This is a genomic window from Flagellimonas marina (assembly GCF_042651185.1).
Classification (GTDB): Bacteria; Bacteroidota; Bacteroidia; order Flavobacteriales; family Flavobacteriaceae; genus Flagellimonas; species Flagellimonas marina.
Window position 1 is genome coordinate 327,066 of record NZ_JBHSCL010000009.1, and the last position, 19,710, is coordinate 346,775.

Annotated in this window: 19 protein-coding genes; 9 read left to right on the forward strand and 10 right to left on the reverse strand. The window is 42.3% G+C overall.

All coding sequences use genetic code 11. The features are described from left to right. Positions 1 to 30 precede the first annotated feature (30 nt). The 3 genes from ACFOWS_RS15255 (at position 31) to ACFOWS_RS15265 (ending at position 2,349) form a co-directional block, all read left to right on the forward strand. Positions 31 to 1,815: a chloride channel protein gene (locus tag ACFOWS_RS15255; RefSeq protein ID WP_379767039.1), complete on the forward strand. Its 1,785-nt coding sequence runs from the start codon at positions 31 to 33 to the stop codon at positions 1,813 to 1,815. Further along, positions 1,812 to 2,075 (forward strand): hypothetical protein, encoded by a 264-nt coding sequence (locus tag ACFOWS_RS15260; protein WP_366586328.1) that lies wholly within the window; start codon positions 1,812 to 1,814, stop codon positions 2,073 to 2,075. The genes ACFOWS_RS15255 and ACFOWS_RS15260 overlap by 4 nt, the downstream gene beginning before the upstream one ends. A gap of 79 nt (positions 2,076 to 2,154) precedes the next feature. Beyond that, positions 2,155 to 2,349 (forward strand): cold-shock protein, encoded by a 195-nt coding sequence (locus ACFOWS_RS15265; protein WP_366586326.1) that lies wholly within the window; start codon positions 2,155 to 2,157, stop codon positions 2,347 to 2,349. 51 nt (positions 2,350 to 2,400) lie between these two features. Here ACFOWS_RS15265 and ACFOWS_RS15270 read toward each other — a convergent pair whose 3' ends face one another. Next, positions 2,401 to 2,850 (reverse strand): nucleoside deaminase, encoded by a 450-nt coding sequence (locus tag ACFOWS_RS15270; protein ID WP_379766341.1) that lies wholly within the window; start codon positions 2,848 to 2,850, stop codon positions 2,401 to 2,403. 84 nt (positions 2,851 to 2,934) lie between these two features. Here ACFOWS_RS15270 and ACFOWS_RS15275 point away from each other — a divergent pair, with 84 nt between their 5' ends. Continuing rightward, on the forward strand, positions 2,935 to 4,713 hold the full coding sequence (locus ACFOWS_RS15275) for a 1-deoxy-D-xylulose-5-phosphate synthase (protein WP_379766344.1): 1,779 nt from the start codon (positions 2,935 to 2,937) through the stop codon (positions 4,711 to 4,713). Beyond that, the gene (locus ACFOWS_RS15280) at positions 4,704 to 5,768 is read left to right on the forward strand and encodes a DUF3078 domain-containing protein (protein WP_366586318.1); all 1,065 of its coding nucleotides are present in this window, start codon (positions 4,704 to 4,706) and stop codon (positions 5,766 to 5,768) included. Before ACFOWS_RS15275 ends, ACFOWS_RS15280 begins: the two co-directional genes overlap by 10 nt. Here ACFOWS_RS15280 and dgt read toward each other — a convergent pair. Next, complete coding sequence (gene dgt / locus ACFOWS_RS15285; RefSeq protein WP_379766348.1) at positions 5,765 to 7,123, reverse strand: dGTP triphosphohydrolase; 1,359 nt, start codon at positions 7,121 to 7,123, stop codon at positions 5,765 to 5,767. The two genes, ACFOWS_RS15280 and dgt, sit on opposite strands and share 4 nt — an antisense overlap. A gap of 149 nt (positions 7,124 to 7,272) precedes the next feature. Here dgt and ACFOWS_RS15290 point away from each other — a divergent pair, with 149 nt between their 5' ends. After that, entirely contained in the window at positions 7,273 to 9,558 is a 2,286-nt protein-coding gene (locus ACFOWS_RS15290; protein ID WP_379766351.1) for an inorganic phosphate transporter, read from the forward strand. An 18-nt stretch (positions 9,559 to 9,576) separates the two neighbouring features. After that, positions 9,577 to 10,284 carry a DUF6503 family protein gene (locus tag ACFOWS_RS15295; protein WP_379766354.1) on the forward strand — a complete coding sequence of 236 codons (708 nt, stop codon included), beginning with the start codon at positions 9,577 to 9,579 and terminating at the stop codon, positions 10,282 to 10,284. A 13-nt stretch (positions 10,285 to 10,297) separates the two neighbouring features. On the opposite strand, the gene nadD is transcribed toward ACFOWS_RS15295, so the two are convergent. The 6 genes from nadD to ACFOWS_RS15325 all read right to left on the reverse strand — a co-directional run bounded on the left by nadD (position 10,298) and on the right by ACFOWS_RS15325 (position 14,994). Continuing rightward, positions 10,298 to 10,882 (reverse strand): nicotinate (nicotinamide) nucleotide adenylyltransferase, encoded by a 585-nt coding sequence (nadD, locus tag ACFOWS_RS15300; RefSeq protein WP_366586306.1) that lies wholly within the window; start codon positions 10,880 to 10,882, stop codon positions 10,298 to 10,300. A gap of 4 nt (positions 10,883 to 10,886) precedes the next feature. Continuing rightward, entirely contained in the window at positions 10,887 to 11,486 is a 600-nt protein-coding gene (gene gmk, locus ACFOWS_RS15305) for a guanylate kinase (protein WP_366586303.1), read from the reverse strand. Continuing rightward, positions 11,483 to 12,340: a YicC/YloC family endoribonuclease gene (locus ACFOWS_RS15310; protein ID WP_379766357.1), complete on the reverse strand. Its 858-nt coding sequence runs from the start codon at positions 12,338 to 12,340 to the stop codon at positions 11,483 to 11,485. Before ACFOWS_RS15310 ends, gmk begins: the two co-directional genes overlap by 4 nt. An 80-nt stretch (positions 12,341 to 12,420) precedes the next feature. After that, complete coding sequence (locus ACFOWS_RS15315) at positions 12,421 to 13,149, reverse strand: 3-keto-disaccharide hydrolase (RefSeq protein WP_366587070.1); 729 nt, start codon at positions 13,147 to 13,149, stop codon at positions 12,421 to 12,423. A 31-nt stretch (positions 13,150 to 13,180) separates the two neighbouring features. Next, positions 13,181 to 13,945, reverse strand: coding sequence for a 3-keto-disaccharide hydrolase (locus ACFOWS_RS15320; RefSeq protein ID WP_379766360.1), 765 nt, complete (start codon positions 13,943 to 13,945; stop codon positions 13,181 to 13,183). Continuing rightward, entirely contained in the window at positions 13,942 to 14,994 is a 1,053-nt protein-coding gene (locus ACFOWS_RS15325; RefSeq protein ID WP_379766362.1) for a sugar phosphate isomerase/epimerase family protein, read from the reverse strand. Before ACFOWS_RS15325 ends, ACFOWS_RS15320 begins: the two co-directional genes overlap by 4 nt. Before the next feature lie 139 nt (positions 14,995 to 15,133). On the opposite strand from ACFOWS_RS15325, the gene ACFOWS_RS15330 reads away from it, so the two are divergent. Together ACFOWS_RS15330 and ACFOWS_RS15335 are read left to right on the forward strand one after the other, a co-directional pair. After that, positions 15,134 to 16,837, forward strand: coding sequence for a GMC oxidoreductase (locus ACFOWS_RS15330; protein WP_379766365.1), 1,704 nt, complete (start codon positions 15,134 to 15,136; stop codon positions 16,835 to 16,837). Between the two features lie 10 nt (positions 16,838 to 16,847). Next, on the forward strand, positions 16,848 to 17,312 hold the full coding sequence (locus ACFOWS_RS15335) for an ASCH domain-containing protein (RefSeq protein WP_379766368.1): 465 nt from the start codon (positions 16,848 to 16,850) through the stop codon (positions 17,310 to 17,312). A 49-nt stretch (positions 17,313 to 17,361) separates the two neighbouring features. Here ACFOWS_RS15335 and ACFOWS_RS15340 read toward each other — a convergent pair whose 3' ends face one another. After that, positions 17,362 to 18,498 carry a Gfo/Idh/MocA family protein gene (locus ACFOWS_RS15340; RefSeq protein WP_379766371.1) on the reverse strand — a complete coding sequence of 379 codons (1,137 nt, stop codon included), beginning with the start codon at positions 18,496 to 18,498 and terminating at the stop codon, positions 17,362 to 17,364. 30 nt (positions 18,499 to 18,528) lie between these two features. Further along, positions 18,529 to 19,701, reverse strand: coding sequence for an MFS transporter (locus ACFOWS_RS15345; RefSeq protein ID WP_366586289.1), 1,173 nt, complete (start codon positions 19,699 to 19,701; stop codon positions 18,529 to 18,531). Between the last annotated feature and the right edge of the window lie 9 nt (positions 19,702 to 19,710).

A 19,710-nucleotide genomic window follows, 5' to 3' on the forward strand; every position in this document is an offset into this window, starting at 1 on the left:
TTTAATACATTTAAGTGTATCATTGACCCCATGCCCAAAAAGAGCAAAAAATATTTAACCCGTTTTCTAAAATGGCGATATAAAAACATCTCCAACAAGACCTTTGTGCACATTATGAGTTTGGTGGTTGGTTTTTTGGCAGGGTTGGTGGCCGTAACCTTGAAAAACTTCACCTATTTTATTGAATCACTATTGAAAATGGGTGTCGTCTTTTCTGAAAACCAACTGTACTTTATTTTACCCACTATTGGTTTGACCTTGGTTTACCTCTATGTAAAGTTTGTGCACAAAAAACCAATTCAACATGCGGTTTCATCCATCATCTTCTCGCTGTCCAAAAAAGGAGGTTTGCTTACCGTAAAGGACATCTATACACCTTTGATAACTGCACCACTTACCGTTGGTTTCGGGGGTTCCGTGGGACTGTTGGGGCCAGCGGTAAAGTCTGGTTCCGCCATAAGTTCCAATTTAAGCAGACTATTTCATATTGATACCAAAACACGTTCCCTGTTGGTAGCCTGTGCCTCAGCCGGCGCAATATCATCTATTTTTCAATCGCCGATTGCAGCCATTATTTTTGCGGTGGAAGTATTTACGTTGGACCTGACCATGCTCTCAATGCTCCCACTATTGTTGGCTTCGATATCTGGTGTACTCACTTCCTATTTCTTCTTGGGAAACGAAGTGCTTTTTAGCTTTTCACTAACGGAAGGTTTTCAATTAAAGGACACCCCATTTTATGTCTTACTTGGAGTAGGTACTGCTTTTGCCTCCATCTATTTTACAAAGATGTATTTTGCCATCCTTACCTTTTTTAAGCGTTTCAAAAGTCCAAAGTACAAGCTTTTAGTGGGCGGTATTGCCATAGGGATAATGCTCTACGCCATTCCTCCACTCTATGGTGAAGGTTTTGGGTTTATCAACAGTCTTTTGGAAGGAAATCATCTAAAGGCATTGGGCAAGACCCCGTTTGATGCCTATGTCAGCAATATCTGGGTAGTGATTGCCCTCTTGTTCGGAATCACCATATTCAAGGCCATTGCCATGACCACAACATTTGCAGCTGGAGGAGCAGGTGGAATATTCATTCCCACCATGGTTATGGGAAGTGCGTTGGGCAATGTAGTGGCCAAGGTCATCAACAATCTGGGGCTTGGGTTTTCCGTATCAGAAAGTAATTTTACACTCATTGGCATGGCTGGCTTGATTGCAGGAGTAATCCATGCGCCATTGACCGCCATTTTCTTGATAGCCGAAATCACGGGTGGCTATGAGCTCTTTGTTCCACTGATGATAACCGCATCCATATCGTATTTGACCACAAGAAATGCTATGGATTATACCATTTACACCAAGGAACTTGCAAAAATTGGTGCATTGCTATCCCACAATAAAGATCAAATGGTTTTAGGGCTCATGGAAATTGAAGATGTAATCGAAAAAAATTTCAAAGCAGTGCACCCCGACATGTCCTTGGGAGAAATGCTGCACGAATCCGTTTCCAAATCCAAGCGGAACATTTTTCCCGTATTGGACAATGACAAAAAACTAATGGGTATTATTGTTTTGGATGATATTAGGCAATTCATGTTTGATCGGGAGCTTTATGATTCCATCTACGTAAAAAACTTGATGCATGCACCCCCGGAACACATTTTTTACGGCAAGGATACCATGAAACAGGTAATGAAAAAATTTCAGGACAGCGGTGCTTGGAACTTGCCTGTGATAAAGGATGGAAAATATGAAGGGTTCATCTCAAAATCCAAATTGTTGACGGCCTACCGAAGAAAATTGATCAATTATACCCAATGAAAATTAAGTTTAAACATATCATCGTTTTTATAACTCTGCTTTCATTTTGCTCCATAGTGTACGGTTTCACCCTTGATGAAGAGCAAACAAGTTCAGCACATAAATACATTGGCTTGGGCACTGTTGGCTTGTTCTTGGTGGCAATGCCCCTATTTCTTTATAAGGAAAGTAAGCACAAGGACATGAAAAATTACATGCTCACCAAGGACAATATTAGGAAAATGCAGGACAAAGAGGGCAAAAATACTGAGAATCAATAATTTTCTAAGATTTAATACTATATTCATCCAAGGCGACGTAAAAAAGTATATTTTAGTGTTTTAACAAATTATTTTTTTAATGACCGGTACAGTAAAATTTTTTAATGGATCCAAAGGTTATGGGTTCATTACAAACGACAAAACAGGAAAAGACATTTTCGTTCATGTTACAGCGTTGAACGGAGTAGAATTGAACGACGGCGACAAAGTAGAATACGAGGAAGAAGAAGGAAGAAAAGGATTGGTTGCTGCCCAAGTGCAGGTAATCGGATAACAATATTTTATTTTGATTTTTTACCACCCCCGATTTTTCGGGGGTTTTTATTTAGTTCAGGTTCCTTCTTTGGATAAAAAAACGCTTCAACAATTCTGCAGCTTCATTTTCCAAAATCCCTCCCACAATTTCCGTCTTGGGATGCAAATGCCCTCCCATTACATTAAACCCACGCTCTAAATCAGGTGCTCCATAAACCACTTTGGAAATCTGGCTCCAGTACAATGCCCCTGCACACATTTGGCACGGTTCCAACGTAACATACAGTGTACATCCCGTTAAATACTTCCCGCCCAGAAAATTTGAGGCCGCGGTAATGGCCTGCATCTCGGCATGTGCGGTAACATCCTTTAAGCGTTCTGTAAGGTTGTGGGCCCTGCCAATAATTCTGTTGTTCACCACGACCACAGCACCAACAGGCACTTCACCATTTTCAAAAGCAATTTCTGCCTCTTGCAGGGCCTTCTTCATAAAATAAGTGTCGTCAAACGGATTTTCCACAACTTTTTTTAAAGATTTTTATGAGATGGCTAAGCTACACATAAAATAATTTTACTGATTATAGGTACTTTTGTTTTTTATCCATTGAAAAAGCTTTTAACACATATAGAATCCCCGAAAGATCTCAGAAAACTCTCTTTGGATGAGCTGCCCAAACTTGCCCAAGAACTTCGGGAATTCATTATTGATATTGTATCCACCAAAGAAGGGCATTTAGGTGCCAGTTTAGGCGTTGTGGAGCTCACCATTGCCTTGCACTATGTTTTTGATACGCCCAATGACAAACTCATTTGGGATGTGGGCCATCAGGCCTACGGCCATAAGATATTGACAGGCCGAAAGGAAATATTCGATACCAACCGTCAACTCGGGGGAATTAGTGGATTCCCAAAACGAAGTGAAAGTGAATACGATGATTTTGGAACCGGACATAGTTCAACGGCCATCTCAGCCATTTTGGGCATGGCCATGGCTTCAAAATTGAGCCAAAAACCTTCCAAACAACATATTGCGGTGGTAGGGGATGCGTCCATTGCCAGTGGAATGGCTTTTGAAGGACTCAATCATTTAGGAGTCACCAATGTAAACGCCCTTGTAGTTCTCAATGACAATGCCATTGGAATAGACCCTAGTGTTGGAGCCCTAAAAAAATACCTCACCAATGTAAAAAAAGGCACAGCCAAAGATGAAAACATTTTTGAATGTCTGAATTTGAAGTATTCAGGCCCCATGGATGGGCATGATGTAATAGGATTGGCTCAAGAATTACAACGGTTGAAAAATGTTGAAGGCCCCAAACTCCTCCATATTATAACAACCAAGGGAAAGGGGTTAAAAAAGGCTGAAGAAGATCAGGTGGTCTACCATGCTCCGGGCAAATTTGACAAAATTACCGGGGAACGGCTCAAAAAATCAAAAGAAATACAACCCCCAAAGTACCAAGATGTTTTTGGACTCACATTGGTTGAACTTGCTGAAAAAAATAATAAAATAGTGGGCATCACCCCGGCAATGCCAACAGGAAGTTCCTTAAAATACATGATGGAAAAAATGCCGGACCGGGCATTTGATGTGGGTATTGCGGAACAACATGCCGTTACTCTTTCTGCAGGAATGGCAACACAGGGACTTGTTCCTTTTTGTAATATTTATTCCACCTTTTTGCAGCGGGCCTATGACCAAGTAATCCATGATGTGGCCTTACAAAACCTTCCTGTCATCTTTTGTTTGGACCGCGCCGGATTGGTGGGACAGGATGGACCAACACATCATGGCGTTTTTGACATGGCCTATTTACGCTGCATCCCAAATTTGACAGTGTTCGCTCCCATGAACGAAATGGAACTAAGAAACATCATGTACACTGCCCAAATGGGACTAGATGGCCCTATCGCCATTCGATATCCTAGAGGACACGGAGTGACTTTGGAATGGAAAACTAGTTTTGAGTCCATTGAAATAGGTGCCGCTCGTTGTTTAAAGGAAGGTACCCAAGTTGCAATTCTTTCCATTGGCCACATTGGAAATGAAATCACCCTCCTCTTGAAAGCTCTCAATGATCCAGATACCATTGGCCACTACGATATGCGATTTGTAAAACCTTTGGATAAAAAGATGCTCCATACTATTTTTAAACAATACAGTCATATTATTACCGTGGAAGATGGTTGCAAAATTGGGGGATTTGGTTCTGCGGTACTTGAATTTGCCAACAGCGAAGGGTATTCAAAACCCGTTAAAATTTTTGGCATTCCTGATAAGTTTGTTGCACAAGGCACAATTCCCGAGACCCACCAACTGGCTGGTATAGATTTTGATACCTTACATTCCTATATAAAATCAACCTTAAACCAATGCGATTAATTTGCTTTCTTGTTCTTTTTGTTACCGTTTGCCTTTCCGCACATGCGCAAGGAGACCCATTCAAGGTTTTTGAGCTGAAATCCGATAGCACCGATTACACCTTTAAAGTGGTTCGCATTAAGGATGTTAAGCTCAAGTATGTGCCAAGAAGTGCTAAATTGAGAGACCCCAGAGCGGTTTTAAATCGAATTAAGCCATTGCGCAGATGGTACAAACGCTTTGAACCCACTTCATTCTGGAAAAAAATCAATGAGTTTGGCTTGAACATAAACGAGGTTGCCTTTGTGAATTGGAACGCAGGGGGAGACAATTCCGTTTCAGCTTTGGCCAGTATGCGGTTTGGGCGCAACTATAAGTTTAGGTACCTCAACTGGAACAACGAGGCTGTATTTAGATATGGACTCAATGCACAAGAAGGAAGAAAGCTCAGAAAAACCGATGATCAAATTAGACTTACTTCAACCATAAGTTTTAGAAAAGATACCCTAACCAATTGGTATTATTCGGTCAAGACAAATTTCAATACGCAATTCTCCAATGGTTTTAAATATCCGGACAGGGAAAACCCAATTTCCAGGTTTATGGCTCCTGGATATCTCTTCTTAGGTATGGGTACGTCCTATATCTCCACCCAAGACAACTTTAATCTATATATCTCTCCGGCCACAATGAAATCCACTTTTGTATTGGATGAAACGCTTTCGAACCAAGGGGCATTTGGAGTGGAAGAAGGTGAAAACTTGTTTTTGGAACTTGGTTTTCTTATCACCAATACTTGGGAGAAAGAAATAGTCCGAAACGTAAAAATGAACCACAGAATAAATCTCTACACGGACTACGTCAGAAGTTTTGGGAATATAGATGTGGATTGGGAAATGAACTTTAATCTAAAGGTAAATGATTACATCAAGGCAAACATTGGAACGCATCTCATCTACGATGACGATATTAAATTTGATGAAGTTGTGGCCGATGACGGTACCGTCATAGACCCCGGAATACCAAGGATTCAATTTAAGCAGCTATTGGGTGTGGGAATCCTTTATAGTTTTTAGATTTTCCGCCCTGTAAGCTTATCATGGATGTGTACCGCAGCACTATCCGATAGACTGGCCACAAAACAACTGGTATCCAAAAGGATTTTATAGACTGATGTGTCTGAATTCCTGTAATTTTCTGGCAAACTTCTGATCAACAATCCATCATAATTGCTTGCATTTTCCTCCTTGGTATTGATCAATGCGTTGGTATACATATCCAGTAAATCCGAGATAATGCGATACCCTGCCAATTCTTTGTCCACCACCTCAACAGATTGATATATTTTTTCAACACTCAACTTTATGATGTCTTCTACTTGGGGTTGATATTTACCTTTATCCAAAAGGGCAGCATCGAACGTCCCTTCAAGAATTTCAGATTCATGCTTCACAAAAACATCCACAGCATCCCTGATCAAAGTATTGATTGCCAAAGCCCGCAAATAGCTTAATCTATCGCTGGAGTTGGTCATGGCGTTGTATTTTTTGGTGTTGATGTTGTCCTTCACCAAATTAATGAGATACTCCAATGCATATTCCTCTGGAATAAGCCCCAAATTGATGCCGTCCTCAAAATCTATAATGGTATAGCAAATGTCATCCGCGGCTTCCACCAAATAAGTCAACGGATGCCTATAAAACCCAGTTCCGGGATTGTTTGGGTTAGTCGCCAATCCGATTTCTTCAACCACTTCCATGAAAAAATCCCTTTCAGACTGGAAAAACCCGAACTTTTTGTCCGCAATGTGCTTGGATGGTTTTTTTGGTAAAGATGCTTTTGGATATTTCATGAAAGCACCCAATGTGGCATAGCTCAATCGTAACCCTCCAGGAACCCCTTCCCGAGCTTCCGTCAACAATTTAAACCCATTGGCATTTCCTTCAAAATCCACCAAATCTTGATATTCTTCCGCAGATAGTGACGCTTTGTATTTTTTGCCGTTACCTTGCTTAAAATAATTGCCGATGGCCTTTTCCCCACTATGTCCAAAAGGTGGGTTTCCAATATCATGCGCCAAGGCAGCCGCCGCCACAATAGCACCAAAATCATTGAAATGATACCCGTGAACATCGGCCAAGTACGGATACTTGGATAATATTTGTTGCCCCGCAGTGCGCCCTAAGCTTCTCCCTACCACCGAAACTTCCAAGCTATGGGTGAGCCTGGTATGCACAAAATCCTTTTTGGAACCCACGCTTATGGGCATGGGCACCACCTGGGTCTTGTCTTGAAGGCTACGGAACGCCGAGGAAAAAATGATACGGTCATAGTCCACCTCAAATCCTAAACGGGTCTCTTCTTGTTCTTTACGGAGTCGTTTATGCGTGTCTCCCTGTCGCTTTAAAGAAAGTAGCTGTTCCCATTCCATCTGCGGTCTATTTGTGGCGAAGATATATCAAAAGATAAACCTGCGACCCCATGGGTCAAAATAATCAAAGAATCCTACCCGTATTTCGTAACATTTTATTAACCTTGAAGCGGATTTATAATGGCATTTTTGTCATATTTCTAAATACAATGGGGGAGAATATCTACATTTTTATGGTTATTGCCTTAGGAATCCTAGCAATAACCGACTTGGTCGTTGGGGTCAGCAACGATGCTGTAAACTTCCTTAACTCTGCTCTGGGATCAAAAGCCATTTCTTTTAAGACAATTATGGTAGTGGCCAGTGTTGGTATTGCCTTTGGGGCAATGTCCTCCAGTGGCATGATGGAAGTGGCTCGAAAAGGCATATTCAACCCTTCTGAATTCGTTTTCGCAGAGATTATTGTCATATTTATGGCTGTGATGATCACCGATGTACTGCTGTTGGATTTTTTCAACACGCTCGGTATGCCTACCTCTACCACAGTATCCATTGTTTTTGAACTATTGGGCGCTGCCGTGGCCATGGCCTTAATAAAAGTTTCTGGTGCCGGACAAGGTTTTGAGGCATTAGGAAGTTACATCAATACAGAAAAAGCGACTGAAATTATTCTGGGTATTTTGCTATCTGTCGCCATAGCCTTTACCATTGGGGCCATAGTGCAATTTTTATCCCGTTTGTTAATTTCCTTTCGATTTAATGAACAGCCCAAATGGATAGGTTCCATTTTTGGTGGACTTGCCATTACAGCAATCATCTACTTTATACTAATTAAAGGATTGAGCAGTGCAGAAATGTTGAATGGCAGTTTGACTGAATTTGCAGCTTTACGGCCGGATTTATTCCTACTGGCAAATTTTGTGTTATGGGCCATTGTCTCATGGGTACTGACAAGTTTTTTTAATCAGAACATTTATAGGATTATTATTGTCTTGGGAACTTTTGCTTTGGCCATGGCCTTTGCAGGAAATGATTTGGTCAACTTTATCGGTGTTCCCTTGGCCGCTTTGCAATCCTTTCAAGACTGGCAGGCTTCCGGAATGGCTGCTACTGAGTTTTCCATGGAAGGACTTGCCTCGGCTGTCCAAACACCAACGTATTTACTGCTGATTTCTGGATTGGTCATGATAATTACACTTTGGCTATCCACCAAAGCCCGTTATGTAACAGAAACCGAAATCAATCTCGCCCGTGAAGGTGAGGGTGAAGAACGCTTTCAGCCCAATTTCTTATCTCGCCAGATTGTAAAGTTCTCTATAACTGCTTTTGACAATGTTGCCAATACCATCCCAAAAAGCTTTAGGGAAAGGGTGATGAACAGGCTCTCTAAACCCAATAAATATGTTCCAAAAGGCAAGGCACAAGACACCCCTGCCTTTGATATGGTTAGGGCATCTGTAAACTTAATGGTGGCCAGTGTACTTATCTCTGTGGCCACTTCCATGAAATTACCCCTGTCCACAACCTACGTTACCTTTATGGTGGCCATGGGGAGTTCATTGGCGGATCGTGCTTGGGGTTCCGAAAGTGCAGTGTACCGTGTAGCCGGTGTGCTCAATGTAATTGGCGGATGGTTCTTTACAGCCATTTGTGCCTTTGTATCTGCTGCAACCATTGCCTATCTAATTCACCTTGGAGGTTTTGTGGCTCTATTGGCCCTTTTATTATTTGCTGGAATCCTTTTGGTGCGAAACTATTTGAGCCATACCCGCAAAAAAGTAGAGACCAAAGTAGAAGATATCCTCAGAAAGGCTGAAAGTAGCTCCATTCAAGGTGTTATTGAGGAAAGCGCCACCAACATTGCCAGCGTGGTTAAACGAAGTAATAAAATCTATTCTGGAGCTATCAATGGATTGGCCAAACACGACCTTGAAGCTTTGAAAAAGAACAATAAAGGCGTTAAAAAGCTAGCTAAAGAAGTGGATGGTCTCAAAAACAACCTTTATTACTTTATCAAGAATTTGGATGAATCCAGTGTGGGAGGTGCCAGTAATTTTTACATCACCTTATTGGGAGTGCTCCAAGATTTTACCCAATCATTGGAATATATCTCAAAAGTGAGTTATACCCATGTGCTCAACAACCACAAAAAATTGAAGTACAACCAAATCAAGGAACTAAAAGATATAGACCACCTCTTGGAAGGCCTATTCTCCAAAACCACAGAAACCTTCAGTGAGAAGTCTTTTGATAAGATTGGTAGTATCCTAAATGACAAGGACCAGTATTTTAACCTGATTTCCGATAAAATGGAAAAACAGGTGGCTCGCACCAGAACAGAGGAAACCAGCCCAAAGAATACCACCTTGTATTTCTCATTGCTCACTGAAAGTAAAGACATGGTAAAAGCCACAATAAAGCTTTTGGAGCTTTATTATTCCGAGCATGACAGCACCGTGGAGCCAGCTCGAATAGAAAAGAACAAGGATAAATAGTCTAAAACTTTGGGCTTTATGAAGCATCTCTTTTTACTTATAACCTTGTGCTATGTTACCATTTCTCAGGCACAGGATATCACTGGTTCAGAGCTTCTGAGCAAAGCCATCGCTTTTCACGACCCCAACGGCAACTGGAAAACCTTTGATGGAGAGTTCAAAGTGCTCATGGAAAGCCCCAATTCGAGTAATCGGCTGAGCACCATATCCCTCAATACCCCACAGCAAAAATTCAGCCTTTTGGTTGAGAAGGATGGTGATTCTTATGGATATCACTTTGATAAAGGAATATGCAATGCCTTTCTCAACGGTTCAAATGAGATAAGTGAAGAAGATATAAAGTCGTACAGGCTTACGTGCGACCGTGGCGAAACCATGAAAAATTATTACACCTACCTCTACGGTCTTCCCATGAAGCTCAGGGACCCTGGCACCTTATTGGACGACTCAGTGCAAAAAAAGACCTTCAATGGAAAGGAGTATCTGGTGCTGAAAGTTACTTACGATGAGAATGTGGGCAACGATGTATGGTATTTCTATTTTGACCCTGAGACCTATGCCATGGAAGTGTATCAATTTTACCATGATGAAAGCAAAAATGATGGGGAATACATCCTTTTGGAAGGCTTGGAGGAAATCAACGGGATAAAAATGCCCAAGACACGGGCGTGGTACATGAACAAGGACAACAAATATTTGGGAACCGATATTTTGTCCAAATCCTAGTGAAAAGAAACTACTACCTATAAAAATTCATTTCATCCATATATTTCCAAACGGCACTTGGGAGCAGCGGTCTAATATTTTTCCCTTTTTTATGTTCCTTTCGGATAAAGGTTGATGAAATCTCCATAATGGGTGCATTTACCTTGGTGATTTTTGAGTTTTCTTTGAATTGATGGTCAACCTCCCCTTCAGAAATTCTCGGATACACATAAATGGAATAATGCTCCAAGATAGTCTCATAATTCTTCCATTTGTGAAAGCTTTTCAGGTTGTCCTCTCCCATAATAAGTGAGAATTTGTGGTCGCTGCCATATTGCTCGTTCAAATGAACCAACGTATTGATGGTGTAATTGGGTTGGGGCAAATCAAATTCAATTTTGCTAGGTTTTAATTTGGGATACTCCTGTACAGCCTCATATACCATTTGGTAACGGTGGTGGTCATCCAACAACGATTGCTTCGTCTTGAAGGGGCTTTGTGGGGTAATCACGAACCACACCTCATCCAAATCTGAGAATTCTACCATATGGTTAGCTATCACCAAATGGCCAACATGGATAGGGTTGAATGTGCCGAAAAAGAGCCCTACCTTTTTCATGGTGTTAATCTTCTTTTGAATCTGGGGTTTTGGCACCCACAAAATCGGCTACTAACTTATGGGCCTCTTTTAGCGCAACATCCAAATCGTAGTTTTTAATGATTTTATCAAACTGAGGGGCAGTGGCCAATTCTACGGACGCCTTGGCAATTCTCATATTGATTTTGTCATCACTTTCGGTGCTTCGCTTCTTTAACCGAATTTTCAATTCATCCACACTGGGCGGCTTTACAAAAACGGCCAATGTCTCTTCCGGAAACTTCTTTTTTATCCGAAGCCCCCCTGAAACATCAATATCAAAAATAACATTCTTCCCTTCGGCCCAAAGGCGTTCCACCTCGGCCTTTAAAGTGCCGTAAAAGTTATCGCGATATACTTCTTCCCACTCCAAAAAATCACCTTGCTTAATATGCTTTTTAAACTCAGAAATGGACATGAAGTAATAATTCTCACCGTGTTTCTCCTTTCCTCTCCTTGGGCGGGATGTAGCCGAAATTGAAAAGGCAAGGTTCAGCTCTGGTTGGGCCAACAAATATTTGACAATGGTAGTTTTTCCACTTCCTGAAGGCGCCGAAAAAATGATGAGTTTACCCCCTTCTGTCATAGCACATTGAGCATTTGTTCCTTGATTTTTTCCAACTCATCCTTCATTTGTACCACCAATTGCTGCATGGGCGCATAATTGGCCTTGGAACCAATGGTATTGATTTCCCTACCTATTTCCTGAGCAATGAAGCCCAATTTCTTTCCATTGGAGTCGTCCGATTTGAGAGTAGTTTCAAAATAACTTAAATGATTGGCCAAGCGAACCTTCTCCTCGGTAACGTCGTACTTTTCTAAATAATAGATGAGCTCTTGCTCAAATCGATTCGCATCCAATTCAACCTTAAGGTCACTCACCGCTCTTTCCAAACGTTCGCGCACAGTGGCCAAACGCTCTGGGTCCATGGCATTGACCTTATCCAATAAGGTGATTAAATTTTTGATACGCTCCACAAAATCCTGTTCCAAAACCTTGCCCTCCTCATTCCTAAATGTGGTTATCTCAGAAAGTGCCTGTTTAAGGGCCTCTTTTATGGCTTCATATTCAGATTCGTCAATGTCGTCCTTGTCCGTTTTTAGGGTATCGGGCATGCGCAGCGCCAGTTCAAGCAATTTTATGTCATCGCCTTTGGCTAGTTGTGCCAATTGTTCCATGTATTTTTTTACCATGCCCTGATTCACTTCTGCTGTGGTCTCCTCGCCGGTAATCTCAACATAAAGTCCCAAATCTACCTTTCCTCGTACCAATACATCAGCTATCATTTTTCGGAGCTCCAACTCCTTTTCACGATACGATTGTGGAATTCTGGCATTGATATCCAAACTTTTACTGTTGAGTGATTTGAGTTCCACAGTAATTTTCTTGGATGGAAGCTGCGCCACGTGCTTCCCAAAACCGGTCATGGATTGAATCATATAGCAATAGATATTTTGCCAAAGGTAACCAAAATAGCTTTTGACCCCTTGACCTAGTAAACGTGGAGTTTAAAATGGAATTAGTCCAACTCCCTTACCCAAATGTTTCTGTAGCTCACCCTACTATTGTCACCATGATCTTGGAGTCGAAGAGGACCTTTACCATGAACCGGGTTTTTAGGCCAACCAATGTAGGGTGTGGTTCCTTTGATTTCTACATGATCCTGAATCAAAACACCATTATGGATGACCGTCAGGGTCCCTGATTTAACTTTTTGGCCCTTCTCAAATACAGGTTGATGATAAATAATGTCATACGTGTTCCATTCTCCTGATGGAACAGAGGCCATGGCCAAGGGGGTATGTTGCTTGTAAATGGACCCCACCTGTCCGTTCACGTAAGTGTCGTTATTGTTGTTGTCCAAAACTTGTACTTCGTACAATCCCGAAAGAAAAACACCACTGTTTGCACGGCTTTGACCTTTTCCTTGTATTTCAGCCGGGGATTTCCATTCAATATGAAGTTGGATGCTCCCAAAATTTTGTTTGGTTTGAATGTCACCCGTTCTGTTCTTTACCGTCATACTGCCATCATTGTTCACAATCCATTTTGCTGCGGTACTGTCAGCCATACTGACCCAATTGTCCAGATTAGTCCCATCAAAAAGAACAATGGCATCGCTGGGCGGTGCACCATCTTTTCCCGGGGTAACAACAGGCACTACGGGTTCGTAAAATTCGGTTTGTTCTGGTTTTGTGGGCTCCTCTTCTAGCTGGGCAAAACCGGTTGTGGCAATCAACCCCAACATTATCAACAAAATACTTTTTAGTTTTTGCATCCTATAGTTCTTTAATCTTAATATTTCTATATCCAATCACAATGGGTTCTCCATGATGTTGAAGGGCAATCTTACCCGTTTTGAACTTGCCAAAATGCTCCCAATCGGCAAACTTTGATTTGGACACCATCTCGTTCCAAGCATCTCCATGGACGGGAAACTCCGCAACAGTGTTATCGTTCAAAACTACACTGCCTTCATTGGTTTTGTGGTTGATGGTAAGCACAAAATGATTCCATTCGCCAACTGGTTTTACCGCAGTTGAGTCGGTAGGAATCATATCATATAAGGCTCCCGCTTGACGGGTCGGTCCATTTTTTCCATCAGGGTGGCCAATATTATCCAACACTTGGATTTCTGGTCCGGTTACATAGGGTTCTCCATACTTTTCATCTTCCACAACACCCCACATGACACCACTGTTGGCACCTTCGTTCACCATCCATTCCAAAGACAGTTCAAAACTGGTGTACTCCGTATCGGTAACCAGGTTGAAGTGTTTTCCATCGGATTCATCCAGCGAAGGATCAAAAATCATTGCGCCATCCTCCAATTTCCATGGCGCTCCAACTGCTCCTCCGTTGTAAATATGCCACCCATCAAAAGATGAGCCATCGAAAAGAACGGTCCATTCATTTGTTGATGGAGGAGGAACTTCTTTTTCAGCCCCTGCCATGGGGTCCGAATCAACTTCTCCTTGTTTTTCTTGTTTTCCTTTGCAAGCCAACACCAGAACTGCTAAAATAATTCCTGCTACTTTTTTCATAAACCGAGTATCTTTTTGAGTTTTTCTGTATCCACGTCAGCCCCCGCAAAGTCATCAAAGGTCTTTTGGGTGGCTTCAATAATGTGATCTTGAATGAATTTGGCACCTTCACGGGCACCTTGCTCCGGACTTTTAATGCAACATTCCCATTCCATTACGGCCCAAACATCGCATCCGTACTGCGTTAATTTGGAAAAGATGGTTTTAAAGTCAATTTGGCCATCGCCCAAGGAGCGATAGCGCCCTGCTCTATCTCCCCAGTCGTTGTATCCACCGAAGGCACCTTTCCTTCCCGTAGGATTGAACTCTGAATCCTTCACGTGGAAGGACTTGATGAACTCATGGTAGATGTCGATATATTCAATATAATCCAACTGCTGTAACACAAAGTGGCTTGGATCATAGAGAATGTTCACCCGTTTGTGATTTCCAGTGGCTTCCAAAAAACGCTCAAAGGTATCTCCGTCATGTAAGTCCTCACCTGGGTGAATTTCGTAGCATACATCCACACCTTCTTTGTCAAAATGATTCAAGATGGGCATCCATCGTTTGGCCAGCTCTTCAAAGCCCATTTCCACCAAACCCGGAGGTCGTTGTGGCCAAGGGTGTGCCGTATGCCAAAGTAAAGACCCAGAAAATGTAGCATGTGCCTTAAGACCCAATCTACGGCTTGCGGTGGCTGCCTTTTTTACAGTTTCCACAGCCCATTTTGTGCGCTCTTTTGGTTTGCCATGCAGTTCTTTGGGCGCAAAATTGTCGAACATAATATCATAGGCTGGGTGAACGGCTACCAACTGTCCTTGAAGGTGGGTAGACAACTCTGTAATCTCAAGACCGTAGGAGTTTATCTTTCCTTTGAGCTCATCGCAATAATCCTGACTTTCGGCAGCTTTGTCCAAGTCAATCAGGAACGATTCCCAAGTTGGTATTTGAATTCCTTTATAGCCAAGGCCAGCGGCCCACTTGCATAATCCATCCAACGAATTGAACGGAGGTTGACTGTCCACAAACTGTGCTAAGAATACAGCCGGTCCTTTAATTGTTTTCATTTAAAATGGTTTTCTGAATCAACAAATCCGCAAAATATTGTGATTTATCTTCTATATTTAAAAAAATTTCTATGATATTTTTACTTCCCATGTAGAAAACATAAATATAGGAATTAGCAAACAATTAAAAAGTATTACGGTGAACGAAAATACAGTTTATGATGCCATTGTGGTGGGAACGGGAATAAGTGGCGGATGGGCGGCCAAGGAACTCTGCGAAAACGGATTGAAAACCTTGGTTTTGGAACGCGGCCCAATGGTAAAACATATTGAAGATTACAAGACCATGCACGATGACCCCTGGGACTATCCTTTTAAAGGTGAATTGACCCGGGAAGACAAAAAAAAGTATCATAAACAGTTACGGGTAGGATGGGCGCCAAGAGATGATGTTAAACACTTCTTCGTTAACGATCTTGAACATCCTTACCAAGAAACCAAACGATTTGATTGGATTCGCGGTTACCACGTTGGGGGCCGTTCCATTACATGGGGCAGACAAAGTTATCGCTGGAGCGATGTGGATTTTGAAGCCAATAAAAACGAAGGCATTGCCATTGATTGGCCTGTGCGCTACAAAGATATTGCTCCGTGGTACGACAAGGTGGAGGAATATATTGGGGTAAGCGGCGAAGTTCTAGGGTTGTCGCATCTACCTGATGGAAAATTTCAACCGGCCATGAAATTGAACTGTGTGGAGCAAAATTTACAGAAATCGATAGCGAAAAAATTTGATGACGGCCGTTTGCTGACTATTGGGCGTGTGGCACATATCACTGAAAGCACTGCAGAGTTTGAGGGTCGTGGCCCTTGTCAATATCGAAATCGTTGCTGGCGGGGTTGCCCTTTCGGGGGATATTTTAGCAGTAACTCCTCTACCCTTCCCGCAGCCGAGCGTACCGGAAACATGACCCTTCGAGCCAATTCCATTGTGCATGAGGTTATTTATGATGATGCCCAGCAAAAAGCTACTGGAGTTAGGGTCATTGATCGGGAAACCCATGAAACCTTGGAGTTCAAGGGAAAGATTATTTTTCTGTGTGCCTCGGCCATGGCATCAACCGGAATTCTGTTGCAATCCAAATCCAAAACATTCCCGAATGGCTTGGGCAACAACCATGATGAAGTAGGTAGAAACATCATGGACCACCATTACCAATTAGGGGCTAATGCCAAAGTTGATGGGTATTTGGACAAGTATTACAAGGGAAGAAGACCAAATGGATTCTATATTCCCCGGTTTGTCAACTTGAACGATAAAACCAAACAAAAAGATTTTGTACGTGGGTTTGGCTACCAAGGTGGTGCCAGTAGGGGCAATTGGCAAGAGACCGTTGCCGAGATGGGATATGGAAAAGATTTAAAAGAAGCCATTTTACAACCCGGAGAATGGCAGATTGGAATGACGGGCTTTGGTGAAATGTTACCACATCATGATAATAGGGTTACCCTGAGCAAGGACAAAAAAGACCAGTGGGGTCTTCCTCAATTGGATTTTGATGTTGAATTCAAGGAAAATGAAATCAAGATGCGGGAAGCCATCAAAAAGGAGGCCGTGGCCATTTTTAAAGCGGCTGGCTTTAAGGATGTGCAAGCTTATGATACTGAAACAGGACCGGGACTGGGCATTCACGAAATGGGTGGCGCAAGAATGGGGCATGATCCAAAAACTTCGGTACTGAACAAATACAATCAAGTGCATGATGCACCCAATGTGTATGTAACGGATGGTGCCTTTATGACCTCGTCCAGCTGTGTTAACCCATCTCTGACCTATATGGCTTTTACCGCCAGAGCGGCCAACCATGCCGCTGAACAGTTTAAACAAAACAAATTTTCTTAAAAACCTGCTTATGGAAAATGCATCTGCCCGAAATATGTGGGGCGATTTTTTGGACGCCCATTTGGAATATGCTTCCAAAGAAGCACCAAAAGTGGTGTGCTTTTATGACAATGAAGAAGATGCCAACACTTGTGCGGATTTAATTTGTAAGGAGACCAAACGGGCCATTTCACATTCCCTGATCGGGATGCAACAACGAAATGAACCCCTTCCGAAGATTGGGGAGTTTACGGTGGTCACCGACTGGAACGGAAATGCCAAGTGTATCATTAGGACTACCTCGGTGAAGTTGGTCCCTTATTTTGCTGTTCGGGAAGAACAAGCCCGACTGGAAGGTGAAGGTGACAAAAGCCTAGAGCACTGGAAAAAGACCCATTGGCCCTATTTCTCACGAGAGCTTGCCCAGTATGGCAAGACGCCACGGGAAAGCATGATCGTTGTCTTTCATGGGTTTGAAATGCTCTTTAAGCGATAAAAAAAGGCCGCAAGTTGCGGCCTTTTAATTTCTTTGATGTTAAAAAGGTTTAATCCAAATCCACCCAAACGTTTCCCTGTTTGTGTGAAGCCACAGAACTCTCAATAAAATTGAGACCTCGGACTCCATCCAACATGGTTGGGAACTCCCCGTCATTATATTTTTCACCGCGAATAGCCCTAGCAGCACCCAAATAGATGTTGGCCATGGCATCAAAGATACCTTCAGGATGCCCAGGAGGTAATTTGGTGCCATCCAAAGAAAGCTTAGAGTTATACGCATGTCCTGGCTTTAACACTTGAAGTGGTTCTGGGTCATTCAACTTGTAGAGGTAGTTGGGGTTCTCCTGTTCCCATTTAAAACCTCCTTTTTCACCATAAATGGCAATGGTAAGTCCGTTTTCTTCTCCTGTGGCCACTTGGCTGGCACGAATGACACCCTTGGCATGTTTCCCCATGCGAATCAGCACTGTTCCGTCCACGTCCATTTGGTTGTCATCGTAGAGGTAATTAAAATCACACAACAGGGATTTTACTTGTAGCCCAGTGGTAAATTCAATCATATTAAAAGCATGCACTCCAATATCTCCCATACACGAACTAATTCCCGCCTTTTTAGGGTCTAATCGCCATACGGAAGAGCGTTTTTCCTTATCGTGAATGATAGGATTGATCCAGCCTTGGTAGTATTGGGCATCCACTTTATGGATTTTGCCCAATTCGCCTGCCTTGATCATTTCACGCATTTGCCGAACCATGGGATACCCCGTATAGGTATGGGTGACTGCAAAAACGGTTCCCGCTTTATTCAGGGTCTCCTGTAAAATTTTTGCTTCTTCGTAGGTGGTGGTCATTGGTTTTTCACAAATGACATGGAATCCATTTTCCAACAATTTTTTGGCCATGGGAAAATGCAAGAAGTTAGGTGTTAAAATGGAACACACCTGAATCCGTTCATCCTCTGGAAGCTTCAACTCCTCCTCTACCAACGTATCAAAATCCTTATAAATACGATTGGTAGGAACGTCGATTTCCTTTGCAAAGTCTATACTGTCTTCATAAACGGGGTTGAAGACCGCCCCTACAATTTCATAGTTGTCATTGATGAAGGAGGCCACTCTGTGCAATACTCCAATGAGCGAATCGCCGCCACCTCCAAGAATTCCAAGTCTGATTTTTTTTGGCATACATCTTAATTTTTACTCTATTATTGAAACTTAATCTTCTGTCTGTACTTTTTTTCCTCGCATAAATATATACAATCCAATAAAGGCCACAATCAATATAGCGGGTAAGGCTGACATCGTACGAAGCGCTTCATGTGCACTGGCATTGTCCATAAGGTTCCCCATAATGGGCAATACTATGGAGACAGAAAGCATTCCTGCAGCTCCCATGATGGATAATCCTAAAGCTCCGGTCTCTGGCAGGTATTCTGCAACAAAACCGAGCATGGTAGGCCAGAAAAAGGTAACTCCTATAGCAAACACCCCAGCGGCTAAAAATGTTCCAGAGCCACTTGTTATGGTCAACAACCAAAGGCCTATAAATGTAAATATTGCTGAAAAAAGAAGCATCCCAGAGGGTTGTAATTTATGAATGACCTGACCTGCAAAAGCTCTACCCAAAGCCATAATTCCGTTGATAAAAACAAGGACCAACAGAGGTATGGTGCCAGATTCCTTTAATAAGGACTCAATACGTTGGGTGGTCCCCAATTCAGAGGCAGCCGTAAGCATCATACAAAGCACCATAAAAATGAAGAGGGGCTTACCAAGACTAGACAGCATTTTATTATTGGTAACCCCAAGTGCCACACGTTCGGTAACAGGAAATTTTTGTCCATAAAACAATATCGCGTAGATAATCAATGGGATAAACAGGGTGCCAACCATTATTTGCCAGCTAAGACCCATTACATCCATGACCAACCATCCTACAACGCCCCCTATTGCAATACCGCCAGGAAACCATACGTGAAAACGGTTCAACATTTTGGTCTTACTCTTAGGATACATTGATGCGATCATGGGGTTAAGTGCAGCCTCAACAAAACCATTACCAATACCCACAAACAAAGTAGCAATGAAAAGTGAGGTCATATCTTTTGCCAAAATAGTCCAGACAATACCAATAGCATGGGTAATGAATGCAATCCATGTTATTTTTTTGATTCCCAAAAAATCCACCAAAGGACCACCAAAAAGCATAGCCAAGGTAAAGCCCCAAAAGGCAGGCGTAAAAGCATAGCCTATTTGTTCCAAGGTTAGTCCAACCCCTTCGGGTCCAAAAACGGTCTCTAGTCGTGCCCTTATTGCAAAAGTCATTGCTGTTACCAATAAGGCTACACAGGATGCAATAAAAAGTCTATTCTTGTTTACTTGTTCCATTAGGTTCAA